24 protein-coding genes are annotated in these 26,554 nt (G+C 63.4%); 13 read left to right on the plus strand and 11 right to left on the minus strand.

All coding sequences use genetic code 11. The features are described 5' to 3' along the window. The first annotated feature begins 100 nt into the window (after positions 1–100). On the plus strand, positions 101–1,186 hold the full coding sequence (locus BMY91_RS06290) for a C45 family autoproteolytic acyltransferase/hydrolase (protein WP_090819975.1): 1,086 nt from the start codon (positions 101–103) through the stop codon (positions 1,184–1,186). A 48-nt stretch (positions 1,187–1,234) separates the two neighbouring features. Continuing rightward, positions 1,235–2,560, plus strand: coding sequence for an MFS transporter (locus BMY91_RS06295; protein ID WP_090819978.1), 1,326 nt, complete (start codon positions 1,235–1,237; stop codon positions 2,558–2,560). Positions 2,561–2,588: 28 nt separating this feature from the next. Here the strand turns inward: BMY91_RS06295 and BMY91_RS06300 are convergent, their stop codons facing one another. The 8 genes from BMY91_RS06300 to glyA form a co-directional block, all read right to left on the minus strand. Next, the gene (locus tag BMY91_RS06300; RefSeq protein WP_090819981.1) at positions 2,589–3,422 is read right to left on the minus strand and encodes an ABC transporter permease; all 834 of its coding nucleotides are present in this window, start codon (positions 3,420–3,422) and stop codon (positions 2,589–2,591) included. After that, complete coding sequence (locus BMY91_RS06305) at positions 3,419–4,153, minus strand: ABC transporter permease (protein ID WP_254779615.1); 735 nt, start codon at positions 4,151–4,153, stop codon at positions 3,419–3,421. Before BMY91_RS06305 ends, BMY91_RS06300 begins: the two co-directional genes overlap by 4 nt. Before the next feature lie 136 nt (positions 4,154–4,289). Beyond that, entirely contained in the window at positions 4,290–5,219 is a 930-nt protein-coding gene (locus BMY91_RS06310; protein WP_090819988.1) for an ABC transporter ATP-binding protein, read from the minus strand. Positions 5,220–5,367: 148 nt separating this feature from the next. Then, positions 5,368–5,688 (minus strand): SHOCT domain-containing protein, encoded by a 321-nt coding sequence (locus BMY91_RS06315; protein ID WP_143054040.1) that lies wholly within the window; start codon positions 5,686–5,688, stop codon positions 5,368–5,370. A 150-nt stretch (positions 5,689–5,838) separates the two neighbouring features. Then, positions 5,839–6,504 carry a response regulator transcription factor gene (locus BMY91_RS06320; protein WP_090819991.1) on the minus strand — a complete coding sequence of 222 codons (666 nt, stop codon included), beginning with the start codon at positions 6,502–6,504 and terminating at the stop codon, positions 5,839–5,841. Continuing rightward, on the minus strand, positions 6,501–7,661 hold the full coding sequence (locus BMY91_RS06325) for a sensor histidine kinase (protein WP_090819994.1): 1,161 nt from the start codon (positions 7,659–7,661) through the stop codon (positions 6,501–6,503). Before BMY91_RS06325 ends, BMY91_RS06320 begins: the two co-directional genes overlap by 4 nt. A 98-nt stretch (positions 7,662–7,759) precedes the next feature. Next, positions 7,760–8,653 carry a bifunctional methylenetetrahydrofolate dehydrogenase/methenyltetrahydrofolate cyclohydrolase gene (locus tag BMY91_RS06330; RefSeq protein ID WP_090819999.1) on the minus strand — a complete coding sequence of 298 codons (894 nt, stop codon included), beginning with the start codon at positions 8,651–8,653 and terminating at the stop codon, positions 7,760–7,762. A 132-nt stretch (positions 8,654–8,785) separates the two neighbouring features. Beyond that, entirely contained in the window at positions 8,786–10,078 is a 1,293-nt protein-coding gene (gene glyA, locus BMY91_RS06335) for a serine hydroxymethyltransferase (protein ID WP_217639209.1), read from the minus strand. A 237-nt stretch (positions 10,079–10,315) separates the two neighbouring features. Between glyA and purU the strand changes: the two genes are divergently transcribed. From purU to BMY91_RS06360, 5 genes are all read left to right on the plus strand, one after another. Further along, complete coding sequence (gene purU, locus BMY91_RS06340) at positions 10,316–11,167, plus strand: formyltetrahydrofolate deformylase (protein ID WP_090820005.1); 852 nt, start codon at positions 10,316–10,318, stop codon at positions 11,165–11,167. Positions 11,168–11,188: 21 nt separating this feature from the next. Next, positions 11,189–11,854, plus strand: a complete 666-nt coding sequence (locus BMY91_RS06345) for a class I SAM-dependent methyltransferase (protein WP_090820008.1) — start codon at positions 11,189–11,191, stop codon at positions 11,852–11,854. 86 nt (positions 11,855–11,940) lie between these two features. Continuing rightward, positions 11,941–12,459 (plus strand): gamma carbonic anhydrase family protein, encoded by a 519-nt coding sequence (locus tag BMY91_RS06350; RefSeq protein WP_090820010.1) that lies wholly within the window; start codon positions 11,941–11,943, stop codon positions 12,457–12,459. A gap of 113 nt (positions 12,460–12,572) precedes the next feature. Continuing rightward, entirely contained in the window at positions 12,573–12,959 is a 387-nt protein-coding gene (locus BMY91_RS06355) for a PadR family transcriptional regulator (RefSeq protein ID WP_090820012.1), read from the plus strand. Next, positions 12,956–13,672, plus strand: a complete 717-nt coding sequence (locus BMY91_RS06360; protein WP_090820014.1) for a hypothetical protein — start codon at positions 12,956–12,958, stop codon at positions 13,670–13,672. Before BMY91_RS06355 ends, BMY91_RS06360 begins: the two co-directional genes overlap by 4 nt. Before the next feature lie 104 nt (positions 13,673–13,776). Here BMY91_RS06360 and BMY91_RS06365 read toward each other — a convergent pair whose 3' ends face one another. Both BMY91_RS06365 and BMY91_RS06370 read right to left on the minus strand, forming a co-directional pair. Continuing rightward, positions 13,777–15,480, minus strand: coding sequence for a flavin monoamine oxidase family protein (locus tag BMY91_RS06365; protein ID WP_177179854.1), 1,704 nt, complete (start codon positions 15,478–15,480; stop codon positions 13,777–13,779). Next, a complete protein-coding gene (locus tag BMY91_RS06370) occupies positions 15,477–16,907 on the minus strand; it encodes an amino acid permease (protein WP_371261028.1) in 1,431 nt (476 codons plus the stop codon). The genes BMY91_RS06365 and BMY91_RS06370 overlap by 4 nt, the downstream gene beginning before the upstream one ends. 194 nt (positions 16,908–17,101) lie before the next feature. Between BMY91_RS06370 and alr the strand changes: the two genes are divergently transcribed. Continuing rightward, complete coding sequence (gene alr / locus BMY91_RS06375; RefSeq protein WP_256212618.1) at positions 17,102–18,334, plus strand: alanine racemase; 1,233 nt, start codon at positions 17,102–17,104, stop codon at positions 18,332–18,334. After that, a complete protein-coding gene (locus tag BMY91_RS06380; protein ID WP_090820017.1) occupies positions 18,324–19,937 on the plus strand; it encodes a PucR family transcriptional regulator in 1,614 nt (537 codons plus the stop codon). Before alr ends, BMY91_RS06380 begins: the two co-directional genes overlap by 11 nt. Here the strand turns inward: BMY91_RS06380 and BMY91_RS06385 are convergent. Then, positions 19,934–20,779 carry a carbon-nitrogen hydrolase family protein gene (locus BMY91_RS06385; protein WP_090820679.1) on the minus strand — a complete coding sequence of 282 codons (846 nt, stop codon included), beginning with the start codon at positions 20,777–20,779 and terminating at the stop codon, positions 19,934–19,936. The two genes, BMY91_RS06380 and BMY91_RS06385, sit on opposite strands and share 4 nt — an antisense overlap. A 313-nt stretch (positions 20,780–21,092) precedes the next feature. Between BMY91_RS06385 and BMY91_RS06390 the strand changes: the two genes are divergently transcribed. The 4 genes from BMY91_RS06390 (at position 21,093) to BMY91_RS06405 (ending at position 26,434) form a co-directional block, all read left to right on the plus strand. Beyond that, a complete protein-coding gene (locus tag BMY91_RS06390; RefSeq protein ID WP_090820020.1) occupies positions 21,093–22,283 on the plus strand; it encodes an ROK family transcriptional regulator in 1,191 nt (396 codons plus the stop codon). 129 nt (positions 22,284–22,412) lie between these two features. Next, positions 22,413–23,969, plus strand: a complete 1,557-nt coding sequence (gene mmsA, locus BMY91_RS06395) for a multiple monosaccharide ABC transporter ATP-binding protein (protein WP_090820023.1) — start codon at positions 22,413–22,415, stop codon at positions 23,967–23,969. Positions 23,970–24,013: 44 nt separating this feature from the next. After that, positions 24,014–25,282, plus strand: coding sequence for a multiple monosaccharide ABC transporter permease (gene mmsB, locus BMY91_RS06400; protein ID WP_090820026.1), 1,269 nt, complete (start codon positions 24,014–24,016; stop codon positions 25,280–25,282). Between the two features lie 54 nt (positions 25,283–25,336). Further along, positions 25,337–26,434 (plus strand): substrate-binding domain-containing protein, encoded by a 1,098-nt coding sequence (locus tag BMY91_RS06405; RefSeq protein WP_090820029.1) that lies wholly within the window; start codon positions 25,337–25,339, stop codon positions 26,432–26,434. The last annotated feature ends 120 nt before the right edge of the window (positions 26,435–26,554 follow it).

Here is a 26,554-nt window from a genome sequence, read left to right on the forward strand (position 1 = left end):
TACACAAAAACGTTTTTGTTCCGTACTTTGAGCGTCACAAGTGATCCACATCATTCCGGCGCCGTCCGTCCCAAGCGGGCTGGCGCCCTCAAGGAGACCAATGCAGCTTCACCGCCATACTTCCGCCGCGCTCAATCCCCGCGAGCGCGGCCTGGATATCGGCAGCACCTGGAACGCGCAAACACGCAACACCGCAAAGCTCTACGGCGATTTCTTCGCTACCCTCGGCATCGATGCCCGGACGGTGCGCACCATCGCCGAGCAAAGCCACCAGGCCCTGAGCGCCTGGAGCCCCGCTCTCGCCGAAGAAGCGGAGGGATGGGCTGAAGGTGCCGGACTGGAAACCTGGCAGCTGAGTGTGGTGAACTCCCGTACCGAGATTTTGGCTGCCGCCCCGAAGAAGCCCGGCTCTCATGAATGTTCGACGGCGGTTTACGTACCTGCCGGGGCGGCGGCCCCGCAGACCCTGCAAACCTGGGACTGGCACCACCACCTCGCTCCAGAGGGACTGCTGCTGGAGGTGACGCCTTCTCCGGGACGAATCACCAAGACCTTCACGGAGTTCGGGACGCTGGGCAAGATCGGCGTGAACAGCGAGGGCCTTGGCCTGCACTTCAACATCCTGGCTCATCGCAGCGATGACGAGTCCGCCGGCGTGCCCGTCCACGCCATCGCCCGCCGCATCCTCGATGAGGCATCCAGCATCGACGACGCGATCGCCATCGCTTCGTCAGCCAGGGTGAGTGCCTCCACTGTCTACACGGTGTTCACGGCAACCGCTGTCAGCACCACGCGCCGGGCTGTGAGCATCGAGGTTTCCCCCGCCGGCACCGCCGTCGTGGATACCGGCAGTGACGGTTGGCTGCTCCACACGAACCACTTCCTCGATCCGCACTTGGCGCAGGGCGACGCAATCGACGACGGCGCGTTGTCGCCCCAGCGACTGGCCCACCTTGGGCGGGTGCGGACAGAGCTGACCGGTCTGGGCGTCACCGACAGGGCCAAGCAGTTCTGCTCTTCCGAGGGCGCGTCCTCCGTGGTCTGTTTCCATCCCGACGCGTCCGCCCCGCGGCATGAACAGTGGCAGACGCTGCTGACCATCAGCGTCAATGCCAGCGACGGCTCCCTGGACTATGCGGCCGCAAATCCTGCCGACGCCGCTTCCGCAGGTTTCCAAACTTTCTGACATCTTTCCCCAACCACCCGCACCACTACTCAAACGAAAGGCACCTCCATGCCGCCATCCCTTCGGCCCGACGTCGCGCTGGAACCGCAAGCTCCTCAGGCCAAGCGCTCCGTATCCGCACTGCGCACCTTCTTTGTCTCCTGCTTTGGAACCGCATTGGAGTTCTATGACTTCACCATCTACGGCTTGGCCGCCGCGTTGGTGTTCCCGCAAGTCTTCTTTCCCAGCCTGGACCCGCTGACCGGGACATTGGTGGCATTCGCCTCCTTTGGTGCAGGCTTCCTGGCCCGTCCCTTGGGCGGAATAGTCCTGGGTCATTTCGGGGACCGCCTCGGCCGGCGCAAGATCCTGATCCTGACACTCTTGCTCATGGGCAGCAGCACGTTCCTGATCGGCTGCCTCCCCAGCGCGGACTCGATCGGTGCGGCAGCTCCCCTTCTGCTGATTGCTTTGCGCCTGGTCCAGGGGTTCTCTGCCGGCGGCGAATGGGGCGGGGCTGCCCTGGTGGGAATCGAAGCGGCACCTGCAGGCCGACGCGGCTTCTGGGGCAGTTTCACCAGCATGGGCATCGGACTGGGTGTGCTGCTGGGGTCTGGAGTGTTCTCGCTGACCGACGCCGTTGCCGGTGGCGACGTGGCCGGTTTCGCTTGGCGTGTACCGTTCTGGATCGGCGGATTGTTGGTCGTAGCTGGCCTGGTGGCACGTTTGACGCTCCCGCAGGACGAGAGGCCCTCCACTGCGGAAACACCCCGCATTCCACTGCTCGCTGTCATGAAGTCGCACCCCCGCCGGATCCTGATGTCCATCGGCGTCAGCTACGGCTACAACACCTTCACCTATATCGCCACCGTATTCTTGATGTCGTACGTACTCCAGCACGGCTACACGGGCAGCGAATCGCTGCAGTTCCAGTTATGGGGTGCGGTGGCCAGCGTCATCTCCGCACCCCTCGCCGCGATCCTTTCGGACAAGATCGGGCGCAAACCGGTGATGGTGGGCGGCGCGGCGATGCTCATCATCTACTTCCTGGCGTTCTTCCCTGCCATCGAGACACACACAGGGTGGCTGGCCCTGCTGATGTTCACGTTAGGCGGCGCACTCAACACGGTGCCGCAGGGGCCCCTGCCCGCTTTCCTGAGTGAACAGTTCCCGGCAGCATCCCGCTACTCGGCCATCTCGGCCAGCTACCAGATCGGCTCAGCCCTGGGTGGCGGTACGGCAGCCACCGTGGCCACGGCTTTGCTGATAGCCACCCACGGTGACCCGATCGGCGTCGTGATTTACACCGTCTCCGCACTGGCCGTGATGGGTCTCTGCTCCTGGGGCCTGCGCGACAACGCCAAGCTGACCATGGCCGAGATCGAGACGGCCTAGAGCCGGTCCGGGCTGCGCCGGCCGGTTCCTATTTCAGGAACAGCTGGCGCAGCCTTCCGGTGGTCAGCATGATGCCCAGGGCGATCATCACCACGTAGTACCCCACATGAATGGCAGTTGCCGGACTGAACGAGCCAACGCTGATCTGCCGCAACAACTCCACGCCGTGCCACAGGGGCATGGCCTGGATGAACCACTGGATGACCTGCGGGTAGACGCTCAGCGGGTAGAACGTGGCACTGAACAGGAACATGGGCAGCAGGAAGAAGTTGATCCAGTCCATTTGTTGAAAGGTCTTCATGAAGCTGGTGATACCCATCCCGAAGCTCGCGAAGCCGAACGCGATCAACACCGAGGCGGGAATCACCAGGATGGCCCACCAACTGGTCAGCAACCCCATCACCCCCATGACGGCGGTGAATCCTGTGGCATACAGCAACCCGCGCAGGAGGGCCAGGAAGATCTCGCCAATGGCTACGTCCAGCGGCCCCAGGGAGGTGTAGAGCATCCCTTGGTACAGCTTGGCGAAGTTCATCTTGAAGAAGACATTCCACGTGGAGTCGTAAATGGCCCCGTTCATGGCAGAGACCGCCAACAGTGCGGGGGCAATGTAGGCCGCGTAGCTGATCTCCTCGCCGCCCGGCCCCTCAACCGTTCCCACAATCGAGCCCATACCCACGCCCATGGCCAGCAGGAACAGCACTGGCTCGAAGAAACCGGACACCATCACCAGCCAGGTGCTGGACTTGGCCGCCATGAGCCCACGGCCCACAACAGCCTTCGCGTTGCGGGAGTACAAGGAACCGAACTTCCGCTCGCGGGCCATGTCTGTGGCACTGTGGCCACCTGTCAGGACACTCATGAGCCCATCCTTTTGACGAACTGGCGCCGGACAAGCACCCAGCCAACAGTGGCGGTGGCCAGCAGGAACACTACGTGGGTGATGGTCAGCAGTGGATCCTGGTCCATCCCGTAGGTGAACACCCTGCCCAGCTCGGTCCCATGCCACACCGGTGATATCCAGCCGATCCAACGCACCGCGATCGGCAGTGAATCCAGCGGGAAGAACGTCCCGGAGAACAGGAACAGCGGCATCACAACGAACCGTTGAACCAAGGCGAATTGCCCCTTGTCCTGGGTGATGCTTGCGGCATAGGCCATGAGCGGCAAACCAAAGCTCAGCGCTGCCACCGTTGCCACGATGGCAGACACCCAACCCCACGGGCTCGGTGAAGCACCAAACAAGGCAACCACCACGAAGTAGACCACCGATTGCAAGAGAAACCGCAAGGAGCTGGCCATGATGTGGCCGCTGGCGATCTGCTGCGGAATCAGTGGCGAGGCATGCGGACCGTAGAACACCCGTCGCCACTTGAAGCCGTCCATGATGGGATAGGAGAACTCCCCCGAGGCCGTCATCACCGCAGCGGAGACCAACAGTGCAGGCGCCACGAACTCCAGGTAACTGACACCGCCGAACGCGGACTCGCTGTTGGCATCCACCAGGCTGGCCAGGCCCACGCCCATGGCAAACAGGTACGCCACCGGCTGTCCCACGCTGTACAGGACCACGGACCAGCCGTAATTGCGCATGACACGAAGCACCTGCTCCGCGTAGAAGAAGGCACCCCAACGGCGCGCCCGGGCAGCCGAAACCTCAGGTGAGTGGGCCCGTAACGGAGGCGCCGGCGTCGTGCTTGGATTGTTCGCCTGGTCAGTCAGCTGTCGCCTAATCAACGAGGCTCCTGCCGGTCAGCCGAAGGAACACGTCCTCCAGCGACGAGCGGCGCACCAGCGACGTCATGGGACGCAACCCGCGGGCAGTGACCTGCTCCAGCGCGGCCTCGCCGTCGTGCGCGTAGATGAGCACGCGGTCCGGCAGCGTTTCAAGCCGCTCGCCGATGCCTTGAAGTTCGACGCCGATGGTCGCGTTCCGCTCGGACCCGAACCTGAGCTCGAGTACTTCGCGCGATGAGTGCTCGCGGATGAGGTTCGCCGGTGAGCCCTCGGCCATGATGCGGCCCTTGTCCACCACGATCAGGCGATCGCAGAGCTGCTCGGCTTCGTCCATGTAGTGGGTGGTGAGAATGAGGGTCACGCCGCTTTCCTTGAGCCGGAACAGCCGGTCCCAGAGGATGTGCCGGGCTTGGGGATCGAGGCCCGTGGTGGGCTCGTCGAGAAGCAGGATCCGTGGCTCGTTGATGAGCGACCGCGCAATGGTGAGCCGCCGCTTCATGCCGCCGGAGAGCGCGTCCACTTTGGAATTGGCCTTGTCCGTCAGCTGCGCGAACTCCAGGAGTTCGTCGGCTTTTGGCCGCAGGTAGCTCAGCGGTAGGCCGAAGTAGCGCCCGTAGACGATCAGGTTCTCGCGGACCCTGAGTTCCTCATCCAGGTTGTCCTGCTGCGGGACCACGCCCAGGTGCGCCCTCACTTCGGGGCCATGGGATTCGGGATCCAGGCCCATGATGGTGAGCGCGCCCGAGGTTCGCTGGGAGACGCCACCGATCATCTTCATGGTGGTGGACTTGCCCGCGCCGTTGGGTCCCAGCAGGCCGAAGGACTCCCCCGCGGGTACATCGAAGGAGATGTTGTCCACGGCGGTGAGGACACCATAGGCCTTGGTGAGGTTCCGCGCGCTGATGACGGTGGGTGGGTTCATGTCACGGCTGGATAGCGACGATTCTGAAGGGTTTGCAGAGCGGATTGCTTCATTGTGCACCCTCAGCAGACTAGTAGCGCCCCCTGACATGTGAAAGGGCTCTTGCAGATATTTTCGCAAGAGCCCTCTCAGTTCGTTGGGGGATGGTTCAGCTGCCGGGCTGCGAGCGCAGTACCTCCAGCCGCTGCCGGAACTCGGTCTCGTCAATCTCGCCGCGCGCGTACCGCTCACGCAGCACCCCCTCGGCGCCCTGGGTTGCGGCCCAGTGGTGGTTGCGGCGCCAGGTACGGCGGCCCACGAAAATAAGTGTGCCGATCACGAGGATCCAGAACAGCGGGAACAACAGGAAGAAGGGCCAGGCAGCACCGTCTCCCCACGGACCGTGCGCGGCGACGGTGGCCGGTATCTGTGCCAGCGCACCCCCAAGTGTGGTGGTCTCCCCGACGATTGAAGTCAATGCGGTGAACATGTCAGTGATCCAAACTCTCTCCGCCGGTGCCCGGCGTGAACCGTCTTTCGGCTCTGGTTCGAGTCTGGTCGCGGGCTGCCGGTGACGCGTCCGCCGTCGGGAGTCACCTCGGGGTGGCCATCTACTCCCGGTGGAGTCTCCCCTGTGGCGTCAACTGCTCCAGCCCGGCCTCACCAGTCCGGATTCGTAGGCCAGGACCACCAATTGCGAGCGGTCGCGGACCATCAGCTTGGTCATGATGCGCGAAACATGGGTCTTGGCCGTCAGCGGCGTGATGAACAGTCGCTCGGCGATTTCTGCGTTGTTCAAGCCCTCCCCTACCAGGGCCAACACTTCGCGTTCGCGCTCCGTGACTTGCTCCAACTGGACCGCCTTGGCCGCAGCCCTGCTCTGCGACGCCAATTGGGCCATGATGCGCCGGGTCACCGACGGTGAAAGCAGCGCGTCGCCGTCGTGCACCACCCGGACGGCCCGGATCAGCTCAGCCGGTTCGGTGTCCTTGACCAGGAAGCCAGCGGCACCGGACCGCACGGCCTCCGCGATGTACTCGTCAAGTTCGAAGGTGGTGAGGATGATGATGCGCGTACCGGCCAGGGTGGGGTCACTGAGGATTTCCCGGGTGGCAGTGAGTCCGTCGTCGTCCGGCATGCGGATATCCATAAGGATGACGTCCGGCTTGTCCCGTGTTGCACAGCGAACGGCGTCCCGGCCCGTGCCGGCTTCGCCCACCACCTCCATGTCCGGTTCGGCGTCCAGGAGGGCGCGAAATCCTGCACGGATGAGCGTTTGGTCGTCGGCGAGGAGGATGCGGATCACGGCAGGTTTCCTTCTGGTTCTGTGGGCAAGGTTGCTTCGACGCGAAGGCCTGGTTTCAGTTCATGCAGGGTGAGCGTCCCGCCCAAGGCGGCTGCCCTCTCCCGCATCCCCGTGAGGCCGTTGCCGGGGAGCGCCCCGCCCATGCCCGCGCCGTCGTCGTCTATGGCCACGGTGAGCGCCCCCGCGGTTTGGATAACACGCACGACGGCGGATCGGGCACCTGAGTGCCTCCCGACGTTGGTCAGGGCTTCCTGGATGATCCGGTACGCGGCTTCCTGTTGGGCCGGACCGACGGATTCCGCGTTCGACAGATCCTGCAGCGTCACTTTCAACCCGCCGAGCTCAGCGTTCTGGATGAGTTCCGGGAGTCTTGCCAATGAAGGCCGCGCGGCCGGGGCCAGCGGAACATCCTCCCGCAGGACTCCCAGGAGTTGGCGGACCTCGGTGAGCGACTCCTTGCTGGCAGCTTTGATGGCCTCCAGGGCAGGTCTGAGCTTGTTCGGATCGTCCGCTCCCACGTGCAAGGCCACTGATGCCTGGACGTTGATCATGGAGAGGGAATGAGCCACCACATCGTGGATGTCCCGGGCCAGCGTCAGACGGTACTCATCGCGTTCGGCCTTCCGGGCTTCCTCGCTGCGGCGTCGGAATTCAGCTATCCGTTCGCTCCGGCGTCGGAATCCCTGCCCTATCAGCACCAGGATGGCTGCCCAGGCGACGCCGGCGGACGCCCGCAGGGGCCAGTTTTCATCACCCGTCAGGGTGGCGGCCGTGATGACCGCGGCTGCCGCGATTCCGGCCCCCGTCCATGCTTGCCAGCGCAGTCCCGCCGCGGCAGTCAGGACGATGCCCAGCGCCAGGGAGAGCACGATCGGACCCCACGCGTAGCCCAGGGCCAAGTAGGCCCCTGTGGCCGTGAGGGCAACGGGGAGCATTACCTGCGGAGCCCGTCTGCGGAACGCCAAGCCTGCCGGTCCGGCCAGGAGCAACAGGATCGCGAGCCCATCGAGGGGACGCGGTGCGTCCTGATGACTCGCCGAAAAGAGCGTTCCCACTACCTGGATCACAGCTACCGTCATGACGAGGAAGCTGGTGGGAGGGCCGGCGAACCGGCGTGCACCCGGAATTCGCTGGGGTCCAAGTGAACGGGGCTGCATACACCGAGCCTAGCTTTGGAGCGGCTGTTCGTCGTCGGGTTAACGGATCAGGGCGCCTACTCCCGGAGGAGTAGGCGCCCTGCTGCAGTTCGGAGAACCTAGGCGATGCCGGCCTGGCGCTCAGCGCTCTCCACGACGTTCGCGAGCAGCATGGCGCGGGTCATCGGACCTACGCCGCCCGGGTTCGGGGACAGCCAGGCGGCGACGTCGGCAGCTGCCGGGTCCACGTCTCCGGTGACAACCGCCTTACCGTTGCCATCGTCCACGCGGCTGACGCCGACGTCGAGCACTATGGCGCCCGGCTTGAGGTCCTCAGCCTTGATCATGTGCGGCACACCGGCAGCGGCAATCACGACGTCGGCCTGCTTGAGTTCTGCGGGCAGGTCCACCGTTCCGGTGTGGGCCAGGATGACCGTGGCGTTGACTTCCTTGCGGGTCAGCAGGAGGCCAATCGGGCGGCCGATGGTCACGCCGCGGCCAACCACCAGGACTCGCTTGCCCTTGAGCTCAATGTTGTGGCGGCGGAGCAGCTCCACACAGCCCTTGGGTGTGCAGGGCAGCGGGGACTTCATGTCGCCGTTGACGTTGGCCACCAAGCGGCCAAGGTTCATGGGGTGCAGGCCGTCGGCGTCCTTCTCAGGGTCCATGGCTTCCAGAATGACGTCCTGATCGATGTGCTTGGGCAGCGGCAGCTGGACGATGTAGCCGGTGCACTCCGGGTTGTCGTTGAGCTCGCGGACAACCGTGAGGAGGTCTTCCTGGCTGATGTCCTCGGGTAGGTCGCGACGGATGGACTGAATGCCCACTTCGGCGCAGTCCTTGTGCTTGCCGCCGACGTACCAGGTGCTGCCGGGGTCCGAGCCCACCAGGATGGTGCCCAGGCCGGGGACGATTCCCTTGGCGGCCAGGACGGAAACGCGAGTGGTCAGTTCTGCTTTGATGGCTGCGGCGGTGGCCTTGCCGTCGAGGATCTGTGCGGTGGACTGTGTCATTCCATCTGCTCTTTCTGGTGGGTGACCTGTTGGCTCATGCCAACGGGACCCGCCGCCGTAGGTGTGGCGGCGGATCCCGTTAGCTCCGGTTCAATGCCGGGGTGATGCGTTATTTATCCGCTGGGATGCGGATTACCACTGCTCGTGCTGCGGGTACAGCGGGAAGTCAGCGGCGAGCTTGTCCACGCGGGCCTGCAGCGACTCGACGTCTGCCGAGGAACCGGCCTTGAGCGCGGTGGCAATGATCTCGGCAACCTCGGTGAACTCAGCGGCACCGAATCCGCGGGTAGCCAAAGCAGGCGTACCAATGCGGAGGCCGGAGGTGACCATCGGCGGACGGGGGTCGAACGGAACGGAGTTGCGGTTCACGGTGATGCCCACGGAGTGAAGGAGGTCTTCGGCCTGCTGGCCGTCCAGCTGGGAGTTGCGGAGGTCAACCAGGACCAAGTGCACATCGGTGCCGCCGGTGAGGACCGAGACGCCGGCTTCGGCAACGTCGGACTGGTTGAGGCGGTCAGCAATGATCTTGGCGCCCTCGAGGACGCGCTCCTGGCGTTCCTTGAACTCTTCACTGCCGGCAATCTTGAAGGCGACGGCCTTGGCGGCGATGACGTGCATGAGCGGCCCACCCTGCTGGCCCGGGAAAACGCTGGAGTTGAGCTTCTTGGCCCACTCCTGCTTGGCAAGGATCACACCGGAACGGGGACCTGCCAGGGTCTTGTGAACCGTGGAGGTGACGACGTCGGAGTACGGCACCGGGCTCGGGTGCAGCCCTGCTGCAACCAAACCGGCGAAGTGCGCCATGTCCGTCCAGAGGAGGGCGCCCACTTCATCGGCGATGGAGCGGAAGGCAGCGAAGTCCAGGTGACGCGGGTAGGCGGACCAGCCGGCAATGATGACCTGCGGCTTCTCGGCAATGGCCTGCTCGCGGAGCTTGTCCATGTCAATACGGAAGTTGTCTTCTTCAACCTGGTAAGCAGCTACGTTGTAGAGCTTGCCGGAGAAGTTCAGCTTCATGCCGTGGGTCAGGTGCCCACCGTGCGCCAGGGACAGGCCCAGGATCTTGTCCCCGGGAGTGATCATGGCCGAAAGCGCTGCAGCGTTGGCCTGCGCACCGGAGTGCGGCTGGACGTTGGCGAACTCAGCGCCGAAGAGTTCCTTGACGCGGTCGATGGCGAGCTGCTCGGCGACGTCGACGTATTCACAACCGCCGTAGTAGCGGCGGCCCGGGTAGCCCTCGGCGTACTTGTTGGTCAGGACGGAGCCCTGGGCTTCCATGACGGCGCGGGGTGCGAAGTTTTCGGACGCAATCATTTCCAGGGTGCCGCGCTGGCGGCCGAGTTCCTGGTTGAGGACTGCTGCGATCTCGGGATCGAGTTCGGCAAGCGTCTGGTTGCTGACAGACGCTGAGGTGGTGGTAGTCACGGAGATCTCCTGGCTAGGGAATGGGTGGTGCTACAGGTCAGGCTACCGGCAGCAGCATTCCCGCGTCCCCTTGATGACGGGAGGCATCGGTCACGTGCGTGCAACGGTAAGACATGACCCTCGGCCCAGGCGTACGATCCGTGGTCTTCGTGATTGCCGCTCCCTGGTGGTAGTCCACCCAACGCCAGTTGCGACCCATTAACAGTACAACAGGGCAGCACAGGTAGGCTTGATCGTGTGACTGACTCCACCGCTTTCGTTGTGACACTCTCCTGCCCCGACCGCCCCGGCATTGTCCACGCGGTAGCCGGAGCCCTCCTCGAGTCCGGCTGCAATATCGCCGACTCCCAGCAGTACGGAAGCCCCAGCACTGGCAACTTTTTCATGCGGGTGGAGGCAACGACGTCGAGCTCCCAGACGGAACTGGCTGCGGCGCTGCGGCCGGTGGCTGAATCCTTCGGGATGACATGGCAGATCAACCCTGTGGGCGAAAAGGTCCGCACCATCATCCTGTGCTCCAAAGACGCGCACTGCCTCAACGATCTGTTGTTCCAGCAGCGGACCGGCACCTTGCCTATTGACGTTCCGGCCATCGTGTCCAATCACCGTGACCTTGAGCCGTTGGCGGAGTTCTACGGCATCCCGTTCCACCACATTCCGGTGACCCCCGAAACCAAGCCACAGGCCGAGGCCCAGCTGCTGAAACTGATCGCCGAACACGATGCTGAACTCACCGTCCTGGCACGCTACATGCAGGTGCTCTCCAACGATCTGTGCACGGAGTTGAACGGCAAGGCCATCAACATCCACCACTCTTTCCTTCCCTCCTTCAAGGGCGCCAAGCCGTACCACCAGGCTCACGCCCGAGGTGTGAAGATCATCGGCGCCACCGCCCACTATGTGACGGCCGACCTCGACGAGGGGCCCATCATCGAGCAGGAAGTCATCCGCGTGGACCACGCGCGCACGGCTGCGCAGTTCGTCCAGATGGGCCGAGATGTGGAGGGCCGTACGCTGGCTCAGGCGGTCCAGTGGCACGCCGAACACCGGGTTCTCCTGGACGGCACCCGCACCGTGGTGTTCAACTAACACCACTCCTATGCTGAGGGTATGCACGGCATCCCCGAGGCCGATCACGAAGCTGACCTGGCGGTCTATTACAACCGCCATGCTGCCGTCCGGAACACTCGCTCCCTGACCCCGCACCGGATGGAATGCCGTGAATGGTTTGTCCGTCTGTTGAAGTCCGAGCACCGTCATTCGTTGGTGGAGCTCGGTTGCGGCACCGGCGTTGAGGGGCTGGAGTTCGTCCGCGCGGGGATTCATTACACGGGCGTGGATTTGTCACCGGAAAGCGTGCATGTGGCGTGCTCGGCAGGGCTCGACGCCTCAGTAGCGAGCGGGCGCAGCCTGCCGTTTCCGGATGCAGTGTTTGATGCTGCCTGGACCATGAGCACTCTCCTTCATGTCCCCAACAGCGGAATTCACGACGTCGTCCGCGAACTTGTGCGGGTCACCGCATCTGGTGCGCCAATCGCCGTCGGGCTCTGGTCAGGTGAGGACTGCGAAGTACTGAACCCGGAAGACCTCGAAGAACCGCGGCGTTTCTTCAGCCGCCGCAGCGACGATACCGTGCGTGGGATCTTTGGCGAACACGGCTCGGTGGAGCACTTCCGGACGTGGCCAGAGGGTGTGGGCGTGGAGTCCGGGCCGGGCGCGGGAAACTGGTCCCAGCATTACCAATTCCTTGTCTTCCGCACCCCTGCACCCCACTGACCTGCAACCTACTGAGTAGCAGATCAGGTCGTTCCCGGCACTGAGAACGGCCTGATGTGCCACCTACTTGGGAATAGGCTGGGGCCATGGCTCCCTCTTACACTTTCGCCGGAGACACCCCGGCCATCCATGAAACCGCCTTCGTGGCACCCACTGCGTCCATCATCGGCAAGGCCACGTTGGCCAAGGACTCCAGCGCCTTCTATGGCGTCTCCGTCCGAGCCGACATAGCCGCGATCAGCGTGGGCGAAGGGTCCAACCTCCAGGACAACGTGGTCCTCCATGCCGACCCCGGCTTTCCCTGCACCGTGGGCGAGCGCGTCTCCGTGGGGCACAGCGCAGTCGTGCACGGCTGCACTGTGGAGGACGACTGCCTCATCGGCATGAGCGCCACCATCCTCAACGGCGCGGTGATCGGAACCGGCTCGCTCATAGCTGCAGGCGCCGTGGTGTTGGAAGGCACGGTCATTCCACCCCGCTCCCTGGTGGCCGGCGTGCCCGCCAAGGTCCGCCGTGAACTGACCGATGAGGAGTTCGAGGGCGTCAAGCACAACGCAGCCCACTACAAGGAGCTGGCTGCAGCGCACCGGGAAATGCACGCTTAGAAAGCAATTGCGAGGCCCGCCCTACGCCCCACCCTGAGTTTTTGGGACGCAGAGCGGGCCTCGCTGTGTATCAGTGGCTTTACAGGCTAACTACTTAGAGTGACAATATAGTCATGACAGTTTCTCATCCTGAGCCACCGGCGTCAGAGGGCGCCGATTGGCCAAGCGATTGGCTGAGGGCGACCCTGGGTTTCTTTGCGCTTCATGCCCTCTCCGCCGGACCCTCCTACGGTTACGCGATCATCAGTGAACTCGAGCGCAACGGTTTCGGCACCGTCAAAGGCGGCACCCTCTACCCACTCCTCACTCGCTACGAGGCTGCCGGCATGGTAACCACCGAATGGCGGGCAGGTGACGGCGGACCGGGCCGAAAGTACTTCGCGTTGACTGACCGCGGGCGTGCCGAAAAGAACCGGCTCAGCGCGGACTGGCTGCGATTCACCGCACTCAGCAACCGATACCTCAGCGACGGACAGCACACGAAGGAGATCACTACATGATGCAGGAAACTACCGACAAAAAATGGTTTGACGAACTCATCCTGGAGCTTCGTCTGCGCCAGGTACGTGGGGACGCGATTGGTGACACCGTGGCAAGCGCGCGCGAGCTCCTCAGCGATTCGGGCCAGGGAGCCGAGGAAGCATTCGGGCCGGCCCGAAACTACGCCGCCGCGCTTGAACTACCAACGGCACCACGCAATGAGTGGGTCAAGAAGGCACTCTGGCCATTGCTCTTGAGCCTCTTGGCTTTCCTGCTTTTCAGCCAGGCAGTGGCGTCCTGGGTTAGCTCCGAAGCGATGCTGGTTTCGCCGGCACAGGTAGCCTTCCTGGCCACACCAGCGGTGGCGATGGCCCTCCTGCCGCTATATATCCACGCAGCCATCCGACGCATCTGGGTACTCATCGCCCTCGTTGCAATCTGCGCCATGTCCGGTCTCCTCTCGGCCGTAACGACTCCAGCCACCCAGGCCGACGCATGGCTGGCGTTGGATCCCCTGCCCTGGCTCGTCGGCAGCGCCACAGTCATGGTGCTCCTGTCGATCGCCATCACCATCCGGTCTTGGGGCAACGACGGCGAGTACATCACCGACCCGCGCTCCAACACGACTCCACGCAACGGGACCGGGACGAAGATTCTCACGCTGATCATCACCAGCTGGATCTTCCCGCTGCTCGCGCTGGCCCTGCTTGGGCTCGCACTGGCCCTGCGCTGAACCGGCCCAGCCGCTGGCCACACAACCACGAATGCGAGGCCCGCTCTGCGTCCTAACATGGTGGTTTGGGACGCAGAGCGGGCCTCGCAACGTATAGGGGGAGATCAGTCCAGGGAGATCGGGCCGAGCTCGTCCAGCAGGTCGCCCGGACCCGGGTTGCCGGCAGCGGATGCGCCACCCAGGTGGTTCACCACTCCCCACACGGCGTTCAGGCCCGTGGTCACGGCACCCTCAGCCCATCCGGCGGTGAAAGAGACGTCGTCCCCCGCGAGGAAGATTCCGCGCTGGTGCTCCGCCAGCTGGTCCTGCTTGAAGTGCGTGAACAAGCGCTGCTGGTACCGGTAGTGTCCGGGCAGGTTGGCCTTGAACGCGCCCATGAAGTTGGGGTCCGCTTCCCAGGACACCGTGATCGGCTGCCCGATGATGTGGCTTGAAATGTCCACGCCCGGGTAGATCTGCTCCAAGGAGTGCAGCATGAGCTTCACGCGTTCCTCGGCGGTGAGCGCAAGCCATTTCAGGGCGTCATCATTCCATGTGTAGGACAGGAGCATGACAGCGGGCTTGTCCGGACCGTCGTCGAGCAAGTATGTTGCCCGGTTGAGGCGGTCGGTGAGGGTCATGGACAAGACCTCGCGGCCGGTCTCGGGATCGATGTCCTTCCAGAACGGCCGGTCCACCATCACGAACGTCTTGGACGACTGCATGTAGTGCGAGCGCTCGATCGCGGTCCACAACTCGGCTGGGAACAGCGCTTCCTCGGTGTGGATTCGCGTGGACAGCAGCCAGGACTGGCAGGTGGTCACCACGGCTTGGTAGGTGGCCTCGCGCCCCCAGTTCTCGCGGACCAGGAGGTCGCCGTTCTCCGCCCGGCGGATGTTGTCCACGGCTCCGCGCGGCGAACCGGAGTGCAGGGAAGCCAACGAGGTGCCTTCCGGCCAATACTTAAGGCCCGACGGCGCGTGGTTCCAGAGTGCCTCGGGGAGCCTTTGCGCTCCTCCCTTAATGGAGCGGTGCTGGTCGTCGGCGTCGGTGTAGACCACGCGGAGGATTTCGAGGATGGAGTTGGGGAAGTCGGTATCCCAACCACCGGTGCCGAAGCCCACTTGGCCGAATGCTTCACGGTGCGCGAAGCCGGCTTCCTTGAAGGACTTGCTGGCCGCGATGAAGCCATAGAACGTCTGCTCATCCAACTCAGGCAGGAGCGCGTTCCAGAGTTCCTTGATCCGCTTGGTATCGCGGGCCTTGATGGCCTCCTGCATTTCAGCGAAGGCAGCACCATCGTTGACGGCGGCTTTCCAGGCGTCGGCCACTTCGCGGAAGAACTCCGGCAGTTCGTCGGCCGTGGTGGCGTAGTGCTTCTTGCCCGCGAGCTCGATCACCGTGCTGGAGGTCGCTGGCGCCATCGGGTTGGGGAACTCATTGGTATCCAGGCCGAGCAGATCCACGTAGTGGTAGAACGCCTTGCCGGAAACGGGGAACCGCATGCCGCCCAGGTCCGCCACCACACCGGGAGCTGACGGGAAGCTTGCTGTCCTAAGGCGCCCACCGATCTGGTCGGCCTCGTAGATGACCGGTTTGAGGCCCAGCTTCATGAGTTCATACGCCGTGACCAGCCCGGACAGGCCGGCACCGATGATGGCCACTTCCGTTCCGTACAGTTCCTCGGGAACAGAGCCCAAACCGTCCGGGTGCGCCAGGTAGTGGTCGTAGCTGAACGGAAAGTCCGGGTTCAGCATGGTGATCGGTGCTGTGTGAGCTGTCTCTTCGCCTCGGGCGTCGAGGTCTGGGAGTTCGGTGGCGATGGTCATGAGTTTTCTGCTTTCACAGGTTCCGGGCTCACGGCCCTGGTGGTTAGTTCACGGTAGTCCTGCTCGCTGAGCTCGGCTACCTTGGAGTTCCGGCGTCCATAGCCGAAGTAGATGGCGATGCCCACAAGCATCCACACGCCGAAGGTGATCCACGTATCGGCACCGAGGTTCACCATCAGGTAGGCGCACATCAGCGTGCCGAGGACGGGCGTGATGGGGTACAGCGGAACACGGAAGCTGCGCTCAAGGTCGGGCCGGTTGCGCCGCAGGTAGATGACCGCGACGTTCACCAGCGCAAAGGCGAAGAGCGTGCCAATGCTGGTTGCGTCTGCCAGCGCACCGAGCGGGACCAAGCCTGCGGTGAGGGCGACGGCGGTTCCGATGATGAGCGTCCCGGCCACCGGAGTGCCGGTGCGGCGGGAGACCCTGCCGAAGACCTTGGGCACCATGCCATCGCGGGACATGGAGAGCATGATGCGGGTCTGGCCGTAGAGAACAGTCAGCACAATGCTGGCGATCGCCAGCACAGCACCGATGGAGAAGACCAAAGCGATCCACGGCTGGCCGGTGATCTCGTGGAGGATCTGCACCAGGGCAGCTTCGGTCCCGTCGAACCATCCCCACGGCCGGGCGCCAATTGCGGCCACGGCAACCAGGACGTAGATGCTGGTGACAATCACCATGGAGAGCATGATGGCCCGGGGCAGGTCGCGCTTGGGGTTCTTGGCTTCTTCGCCTGCGGTGGAGGCGGCATCAAAGCCGATGTAGGAGAAGAAGACGCTCGAAGCGGCCGCGGATACACCTGCTGCACCCATGGGGAGGAGTGGCTCGAAGTTTCCTGCGTTGAAAGCGGTGAAGGCTACAGCGCAGAAGAAGATCAGAATGCCCACCTTGATGATGACGATGGCCGTGTTGATCCATGCACTCTCACGGGCACCGCGCACCAGCAGGATCATGGCCAGCACCACGATGACCATTGCGGGGAGGTTCACCACGCCGCCGTCACCGGGCGGCTGGCTGACGGCGTCAGGGAGGAACTGGCCGAAGGCGGCCAGCGTCTCATTGACGTACTGCCCCGCACCAACGGCTACCGCGGCCACGGAGACTGCGTATTCCAGCACGAGGCACCACCCACAGATCCAGGCCATGCCCTCGCCCATGGTGGCGTAGGAGTAGGAGTAGCTGGAGCCTGCAACGGGGACCAGTCCCGCCATTTCCGCGTAGGACACGGCGGAGAGCAGGGCTGCGAGGCCGGCGATGACAAAGGAGATCCAAATAGCCGGTCCTGCGAGCGGCACGGATTCGCCCAGGATGACAAGGATGCCGGTGCCGAGCGTGGCGCCCACGCTGATCATGGTCAGCTGGAGGACGCCAAAGCTGCGGACCAAAGGCGTACCGCCCTCGCTGCTTCCGGCTTCACTGACCATCTGGCCAATGGGCTTGCGGCGCAAAAGCTGAGCCCCGAGGCTCGGCCTCGTGACGGCCGGCGCCGCTGAATTTTCGGTGTTCACAGGCACAGTCACCCTTGACGTCCCTTCCAAGTAGTTTCGATTTCCCCTCCACAAGACTGGCATGTGAGCCACCTCTCACCGCGGTGCAAAATGACCTATAGTGTTCAACCATGAGACGTAATGCACAATATCAAGCGGCTGCCCCGGCGGCCCTTTCGGGACAGGTCACCGTGGACCTGTCCGCGATTTCAGACAATGTCAAAGCCCTGAAGATGCGCACCGAAGCGCCGCACTTCATGGCCGTGGTGAAGGGCAACGCCTACGGCCATGGGTTGGTGGAAGTGGCCCGCGCCGCAGTGGATGCCGGGGCTGACTGGCTGGGAACGGCCCAGCTCACGGAAGCCCTGGCACTCCGGCAAGCGGGGATCACGGTACCCATCCTTTCCTGGCTGTATCTGGCATCCCAGACGAGTGCCACCATTCTTGAAGCGCTCGAAAACGACGTCGATGTGTCCCTCGGCAGCGTTGGCCAACTGGAGGTGCTGGAAGGCATCGCCGGGCGCCTCGGCCGCCCCGCCGTCGTGCATCTGGAACTGGACAGCGGACTGAGCCGCGGCGGCGCGCGTAAGGAAGATTGGGCTGAACTGGTAGCCCGTGCCCGGCAAGCCGAACTGGACGGAACACTCCGCGTCCGTGGCCTCTGGACCCACCTGGCCTGGGCCGACGTCCCGGCCCACCCAGGCAATGCCGCCGCCGTGGCCGAGTTCGAGGACGCCGTCCGCGAGGCCCACGAAGCCGGGTTGAACCCCGAACTCCGGCACGTGTCCAGCTCCGCGAACATCCTGGACCGCCCCGAATTCCACTTCGACATGGTCCGTGCAGGGCTCGCCATCTACGGCCTCGCCCCCGCTGATCACCTGGATCCTGCGGACTTCGGCCTGCGCCCAGCACTGAGCGTGACGGCGCCGCTGGTCATGGTCAAGAAGGTTCCCGCCGGAACAGGCGTGAGCTACGAACACCAGGCCATCACCTACGAACCCCGGTACCTCGGCCTCATCCCGCTCGGCTATGCGGACGGCATTCCCAAGGGCATCAGTGGCCGCTCCGTGGTGAACATCGGGGGTCGCAGCGTGCCAGTGATCGGCAAGGTATGCATGGACCAGTTCATGGTGGACCTGGGACCGGACGCAGGAGGGATCGACGTCGGCGACACCGCCGTGCTGTTCGGTGACCCGGCGTGTGGTGCGGCGAGCGCCGACGACTGGGGCGCCGCCATTGGCAGCCACGGGGACGAGATCATCAACAGGATTGCGCCCCGGCTCCCCCGGGCCTACGCCACGAGTGCGTACCGGTGCCCCGACTACCAGGAGCCGGCCGCCGCCGGGCAGGGCAATGTCGCCTGAGCCCGCCACCGCCCGCCTGAGTTTCGTCACGCTGGAACAGTTCCTGGAGCAGCTGCCGCCGGAGCTGACCATGATTCACGACGGCGGCAGCGGCGCCTCGCTGCTGCGGTGGGTGGAACCCAGTGAGCTGGAGGATCCCACGCCATACCTGCCGGAGGGTGAGTTTCTCCTGACCGCCGGGCTTCCTTTCCTGGGGAAAGGTGGCTCGGCGGCGAACGTGGATGCCTACGTCCAACGGCTGGTAGATGCGAAGGTGGCGGCGCTGGGCTTCGGGATCAGGCCCTATTTCGACGCCGTCCCCGACGCCTTGGTGGATGCCTGCCGCCGGCACAACCTCACCTTGTTCGAGGTTCCGGAATCATTGCCCTTCGCGGCGATCGGGCTGGAATTTTCGCAGCTTTTGGAAACGGACAACGCGAGGGTCTTCCGGCAGCTGGCCGACACCAACCGCCAGCTCATGCGGGCTGTCCTCTCCCCCAGGCCGGAACACGAACTGCTTGCAGCCCTTGTTCTGCGGGTGCCCGTGTGGGCTGTCCTCGTTGGCGCGGACGGGCGGGTCAGGGCCCGTGGGCATAACGGCGGCGGCAGCAACGGCGTCGAACATTCATTGCTGGGGCCGATGCTGGAGCGGCTGCTGTCCGGCAGCGGGCCTCGCGTGGAGATGGACGGTTTTGACCAACCGGGATCGGCGTTGGTGTTCGGGCATCCGCTACGTAGTACCAAAGACGCGAACCTCGGTGCGTTGATCCTCGGCTCGGATGCGCCGCTGTCTCCTGCCCAGAACAACGTAGTTCAGTCGGCCGTGGGGTTGCTGGAGCTGTTGGTGCGGCAGCGGACCAGCGGTTCGCTTGCTCCGAGCCAGTTGGCCACGGCGGTTCTATTGCACCCGGACTCGATAACCTCCGGCGGGACCAAGCATGTCAACGGGCTCAAGGATCTGGTGGCGCAGAGTCTCTCCTCTACCCGCTCGGCACAGATGCGGGTGGTCCAAGGCGTCAGGGTGGACGGCGCTGCCGACGACGGGCCCGTCCGCGAGCTGCTGCAGTGGCGGAGGCTGTTTGACACCAAACTCGTAGAGATCACCGAGTACGGCTTCGCTGCGATCACCCGACTAAAGGTTGATGACTCCCTGCTGGCCGACGTCGAGAAGCTGGGGTGGCGGCTGGTGATCGGCGAACCGACGGAACTGCTGGGGCTCACTGCGGCATACCAACGGGCGAGTTCACTGCGGAGTCGCGTTGTTACCACCGGCAAGAGCGCACGCGTGGATGAGGTGACGTGGTCTGTTACCGGGCTCCTTGGTCGGGAGGCGGGATCCATGCTGGCGGAACGCCTCCTGGCTCCCGTGCTCTCGCTGGAAGCCGATCGGCGGGACCCACTCCTGAGTGTGCTGCGGGGATGGCTCAGCGAAAATGGCAGCTGGGACGGCTCCGCCAAGCTGCTGGGATTGCACAGGAACAGTGTGCGGCGGCAGATCGGGGTGCTCGGCGAACTGCTGGACATGGACCTCAACCAGGCGCAGGTGCGGGCTGAGCTGTGGTTCGCGTTGCAGTACGTGGACGAGCTGGTGGTTGGCCCCTCCGCCGATGGGACGGACGGCTAGGCGCGGTGATCCCACTCTTCGTAGAGTTCCGGCCGGCGTTCGCGCAGGTACGGGACTTCACTGCGGGCTGCTTTCACGGTTTCCGTGCCGACCTCGGCGAACAGCAGCGTTGGTGACTCCCCCGCTGCCGCGAGCAAGGAACCGTCCGGTCCGGCCACCACGCTGCCGCCCAGGAAGGTGTACACATCCTCATGCCCGCTGTGGTTGGCATACGCAACGTTCAGTTGGCTTTCCAGAGCCCTGGCGCGGATAAGAACCTGCGGGACATTATCGAAGCCTGCGGACAGCGCCGTCGGCACCAGCAGAAGTTCTGCACCGCGTGTGGCGGCCGCTCGGACGGCTTCCGGGAACTCCACGTCGTAGCAAATCAGCATTGACGTACGGATCCCGTTGAAATCCACGACGGCGGGAGGTTCTTGGGCGGCCACGAACGCCTTGTGCTCCTCCGGGCCGAAGAGATGCACTTTCGCGTAGTTGAGAACCTCAGCACCTGAGGCGTCAAGCAAAGTAGCCGTGATATTCCAGCCGTTGCCAGCGGCAGCCGGCTGCGCGTCGTCGTCGTGCGCTGTGTGTTGGCGACTTAGCGCCGGAAGACTGTACACCAGACCAACCTTGTGCCGGCGGGCGATGTCTGCCAGGCGTTCGCGAAGGTTTGGCAGCGTGGCGGGATCCAGTTCGGCGTGCAGGCGCAGAGGGGCGTACCCCACAGGGAACAATTCCGGAGTCAGGAGCAGGCCGGACCCGGCGTGGGCAGCGCGCTGCGCGGCGTCGTCGATTGTGCGCAGGTTCGCCTCAACGTCCATGACGGAAGCGTTCGCCTGCAGGACTGAGAGCAGCATCATTACCACCTTGGTTTCGCTCAACACCGGACCCATGGCGTCCGGATCTTCTTGCATCCAGAGTAGGCAGGCGCGGGACCGTGATGTTAGGGCATTTGGACCCGCAGGCCTCCAAAGTGGGACGCAATGACCGCAGGCCCGGCGGCAGGTGCCCGTTGCGGGGCCCACTCTGCGCGCCAACCACGGGATTTACGGCGCACACCAGGCCCCACAACGGGTGTGCGGGGCGGTTCTTGCGTTGGAGTATGTCGGACAAGATTGACTCGTTGTGTTCACTTCTTGACTACAACGTTGCTTGTGGGGCAATCTTCTTGTCATGCCCGCTACGCAGCGCTCAACGAAGAGCCACCCAAGAAAACCCGGCTCGCAGTCCGCGCTCCGCCACCTGAATCAACAGCGCATTATCGAATGCCTGTTGAGCGGGCCGTCCACGCAGGCTGAACTTTCCCGGCAGACCGGGCTCTCCACCGCAACGGTGTCCAACATCGTGAAGATCATGCAGGACGCCGGCCTGGTCTCCACGGAGCCAACCACCAGCTCCGGCCGCCGGGCAACCAACGTGAGATTGAACAGCAACGGTGCGGTCGCCGTCGGAATCGATTTTGGACGCCGCCACTTGCGGGTGGTCCTCGCATCACTGGGCTATCACGTCATTGCCGAGGATTACATCGAATTGCCACTGGGTCATCACGCCGAGGAAGGCATCGCCGCGGCCGTCCGGCTGCTGGAAAAACTACTCCAGGAAAACGGCATTGACCGCACGGCCGTCGTGGGAGCCGGCGCGGGCATTCCTGGCCCCATCGACCGGCGAACGGGCACCGTAGCCCAGGGCGCCATCCTCCCGGAATGGGTGGGCATCGACATCCTGCACCGGCTGGAGGAAGCCCTCAATTGCCCCGTATTCGTTGACAACGACGCGAATCTTGGCGCTTTGTCCGAGGTGACGTGGGGGCCTCACAGCGGAGTCTCCAACCTGATGTTCCTCAAGATCGGCTCGGGCATCGGCGCTGGCCTGATCCTCAACGGCTTTCCCTACTACGGCAACGTGGGCATCACCGGCGAAATTGGCCACGCAACCATCCACGAACACGGACTCGTCTGCCGTTGCGGGAACAGGGGTTGCCTGGAAACGATAGCGTCCACCACCACGATGATCGAGCTGCTGGGACGTGGCCAGGACACGCTGCTGACACCGCAGGACATCGTCCGGAATTGCCTCGCCGGCGACTCCGCAACCCAGCGTGTGGTGGACGACGCCGGACTGGCTGTGGGACGCGCTTTGGGCAACGTCTCCAACCTGATCAACCCTGAAGTGATCGTTGTTGGTGGTCCCCTCGCCGGCCTCGGAGACCTGCTCCTTGACCCTATCCGCAGGGGCTTGGTGCGTCACGCAGTACCCGTGGTGGGCGAGACAACGCACCTTGCAATGTCCTCGCTCGGCGCACGTGCGGAGGCCCTCGGGGCAGCCGCCCTGGTGTTCCAACACGCGGGTATTACCGGAAGGTAACGAAATCGTTAGCTGGTTCTTGCGTTCAAGTCTTGACGACAAGATAGGTGATCCAGTTTACTTTTTCATCAGACAGCCTCGCCATTGCGGGGCCGACAACGAAGTCATGCATTGGAGGCGTAAGGGCTGATGACATCCCTCGACACGCAAGGTGATCCCATCCTCTTGGAGATGCGCTCGATCACGAAGGAATTCCCCGGCGTGAAGGCCTTGTCGAATGTGAGCCTGCGCGTGATGGCCGGCGAAATCCACGCAATCTGTGGTGAAAACGGTGCCGGCAAATCGACGCTCATGAAGGTCCTGTCCGGCGTTTACGGCTACGGAAGCTACACGGGAGACATCGTGTACATGGCCGAGACGCAGCAGTTCAAAGACATCCGCGCAAGCGAAGCCGCAGGCATCGTGATCATCCACCAGGAACTGGCGCTGATCCCGGAACTGTCCATCATGGAGAACATCTTCCTGGGCAACGAACCCACCAAATGGGGAGTGATCGACTGGGCGGAGGCCCGCAAGCGTTCCCTCGAACTGCTGGCCCGCGTCGGCCTGCGCGAGGATCCCGATACCCCCATCAAGGAGATCGGCGTCGGCAAGCAGCAGCTGGTGGAAATCGCCAAAGCGCTGAACAAGTCCGTTCGCCTGCTGATCCTGGACGAGCCCACGGCCGCGCTGAACGAATCGGACTCCCAGCACCTGCTGGACCTGATCCTGGGCCTCAAGGGCAAGGGCATCACCTCAATCATCATTTCCCACAAGCTCAACGAGATCGAACAGATCGCGGACGAGATCACCATCATCCGCGACGGCAAGTCCATCGAGACCCTGAACGTCAAGCGTGATGGCGTGGACGAGGACCGGATTATCAAGGGCATGGTGGGCAGGACACTTGAGTCCCGCTTCCCGGACCACGAGCCGAAGATCGGCGAGGTGTTCTTTGAGGTCAAGGACTGGACAGTGGGCCACCCGCAGATCCAGGACCGCCTGATCTGCAAGGGTTCAAACTTCTATGTACGCCGCGGTGAGATTGTCGGCTTCGCTGGGCTCATGGGCGCAGGGCGAACGGAACTGGCGCGCTCCTTGTTCGGGCACTCCTACGGCCGTTTCATCAAGGGCCAGGTGTACAAGGATGGCAAGCCCGTCAATCTCCGCAGCGTCCGCGCCGCGATCGATGCAGGGCTCGGCTATGTCACCGAGGACCGCAAATCCCTGGGACTGAACCTGCTGGACGACATCAAGACCACCACGGTTTCGGCAGCGCTGAACAAGATCAGCAACTACACGGTGGTGGATACCCGCAAGGAATTCTCCGTGGCGGAGGAATACCGGAAATCCCTGCGGACCAAGACTCCCTCGGTTGAGGAAGGCGTGGCCAAGCTCTCCGGCGGCAACCAGCAAAAGGTGGTGCTGGCCAAGTGGATGTTCACTGACCCCGACCTCCTGATCCTGGACGAGCCCACCCGCGGAATCGACGTCGGCGCCAAGTTCGAGATTTACGGCATCATCCAGAGGCTGGCGAACCAAGGCAAGGGAGTGATTGTCATTTCCTCGGAGCTTCCTGAGCTCCTGGGCCTGTCAGACCGTATCTACACGATTTTTGAAGGCGCCATCACCGGTGTCCTGGACAAGAACGAAGCAAGCCAGGAAAGCCTCATGAAGCTCATGACTTCCGCCCGCAAGACAGCCTGACCGTTGGCCCAGCCTTACCCCTTCCTGACACAAGGACCAAAACAATGAACGCGCTCAAGAAGCTATTTGGTGGCAATACCCGCCAGTTTGGCATGATCTTCGCCCTGGTGGCACTTATCGTCTTCTTCCAGATCTTCACCGGGGGCCGCACGTTGACCCCCGGCAACGTGATCAACCTGTTCAACGGCAACTCCTACATCCTGATCCTGGCCATTGGCATGGTCCTGGTAATCATCGCCGGCCACATCGACCTCTCGGTGGGGTCCGTGGCGGCATTCGTGGGCGTATCGGTAGCCCTCGCCATGCGTGACTGGGGCATCCCCTGGTACATGGGCGTGCTCTTCGGTCTGGTCCTGGGGGCGGTGATCGGTGCCTGGCAAGGCCTATGGACGGCGTATGTGGGCATCCCCGCATTCATCGTGACGTTGGCAGGCATGCTCTTGTTCCGCGGCTTCAACCAGTTCGTGGGCAAGTCCAACACCATCCCGGTCTCCAAGGAGTTCCAGTTCATTGGTTCGGGCTACCTGCCCGAAGTTGGACCGGACACCGGCTTCAACAACCTGACAGTGCTGCTGGGCCTGGTAGCCGTGGCGTTCGTGATCATCATGTCCCTGCGTGCACGTGCCAGCAACAAGGCCCTGGGCGCCGATGTTCCGGAACTCTGGGTTGAGGTCACCAAGCTGGTGCTGATCTGCGGCGCAATCCTCTACGCAACGTACCTGTTCGCCACCGGCCGCCCCGGTACTTCCTTCCCCATCCCAGGCTTGATCCTGGCTGTACTGGTTCTCATCTACGGTTTCATCGCTGACAAGACGGTCCTCGGCCGTCACGTCTACGCGGTGGGTGGCAACCGCCACGCAGCCGAACTCTCCGGTGTCCAGTCCAAGAAGGTCAACTTCATGGTCATGATGAACATGTCCATCCTGGCTGGCCTGGCAGGCATGATCTTTGTTGCCCGCTCCACCGCTTCCGGCCCGTTTGACGGCGTCGGTTGGGAACTGGATGCCATTGCCGCCGTGTTCATTGGTGGCGCCGCTGTTACCGGCGGTGTTGGCACCGTGATCGGCTCGATCGTGGGTGGCCTGGTGATGGCCGTCCTCAACAACGGCCTCCAGCTCCTGGGCGTTGGCGCCGACCTTACCCAAATCATCAAGGGCCTGGTGCTCCTGGCAGCTGTCGCCTTCGATGTCTACAACAAGTCCCAGGGCAAGAGGTCCATCACCGGCCTGCTGCTGAAGAATTTCGGCCGGAACAACGAGATCAAGCCGGACGAAACAACCTCCACCAAAGAGGTCATCTCCAAGGAAGCCTGACCGGCCTCCTGACAGACTCGCTCCACCCCACCCACACAGAAAGTGAACCTAAATATGCGAATGTTTGGTAAAGCAGGAAAGGCAGCAGCAGTCGCTGCCATCGCGGCACTGGCGCTGACAGCCTGCGGCCGCACGGACAGCGGCTCAAGCAGCAGCACAGCAGGCGGGGAAGCGTTCCCCAAAGACTCGCTGATCGGCGTCGCACTTCCGCAGAAGACCAGTGAGAACTGGGTTCTGGCGGAGAAGCTGTTCAACGATGGCCTCACCAGCGCCGGCTTCAAGGCCGACGTTCAGTTCGCCAACGGCGGCGTGTCCGAGCAGCAGAACCAGATCAGTGCCATGGTCACCAAGGGTGCCAAGGTCATCATCGTGGGAGCCATCGACGGCGCCCAACTGGGTACGCAGCTTCAGCAGGCCAAGGAGTCCGGCGCCACCGTCATCGCGTACGACCGTCTGCTCCTCAACACCGAGAACGTGGACTACTACGTGGCGTACGACAACTTCAAGGTTGGTGTCCTCCAGGGCCAGGCCCTGCTGGACGGCATGAAGGCCAAGAAGGCTTCCGGCCCGTACAACATCGAGCTCTTTGCAGGTTCCCCGGACGATGCCAACGCGAAGGTCTTCTTTGACGGCGCCATGAGCGTCCTGAAGCCGAAGATCGACGACGGCACCCTCAAGGTTCTGTCCGGCCAGACCTCGTTCGAGCAGGCAGTTACCCAGGGCTGGAAGGCAGAAAATGCCCAGCGTCGCGCTGATACGCTGCTCACCGGCAGCTACGGCACCGCATCCCTGGACGGCGTCCTGTCCCCGAACGACACCCTGGCCCGCGCAGTGCTGACGTCCGTCAAGGCCGCCGGCAAGCCGCTCCCCGTGGTGACCGGCCAGGACTCTGAAGTTGAGTCCGTGAAGTCGATCATTGCAGGCGAGCAGTACTCCACCATCAACAAGGACACCCGCAAGCTCGTTGAGCACGCCATCACCATGGTGAAGGATCTCCAGGCCGGCAAGGAACTGGAAATCAACGACAAGGACTCCTACAAGAACGGCGTCAAGACCGTCCCCGCGTTCCTCCTGCCTCCGCAGATTGTTACGGCAGAGAACGTAAAGACAGCTTACGTCGATGATCCGGTACTCGGCCCGATCACCAAGTAAGTCAGCTCCACAGAAAGCCCCGGTCCGCCCTTGGCGGGCCGGGGCTTTTGCTTTTCCCAGAGTCCGATTGTCTCCGAGTCCGCTGCGGAGGCCCGGCCGCTTTCACAGCCCACGCATAGC

Origin of the sequence: Arthrobacter sp. yr096 (assembly GCF_900108925.1) — a bacterium.
Classification (GTDB): Bacteria; Actinomycetota; Actinomycetes; order Actinomycetales; family Micrococcaceae; genus Arthrobacter.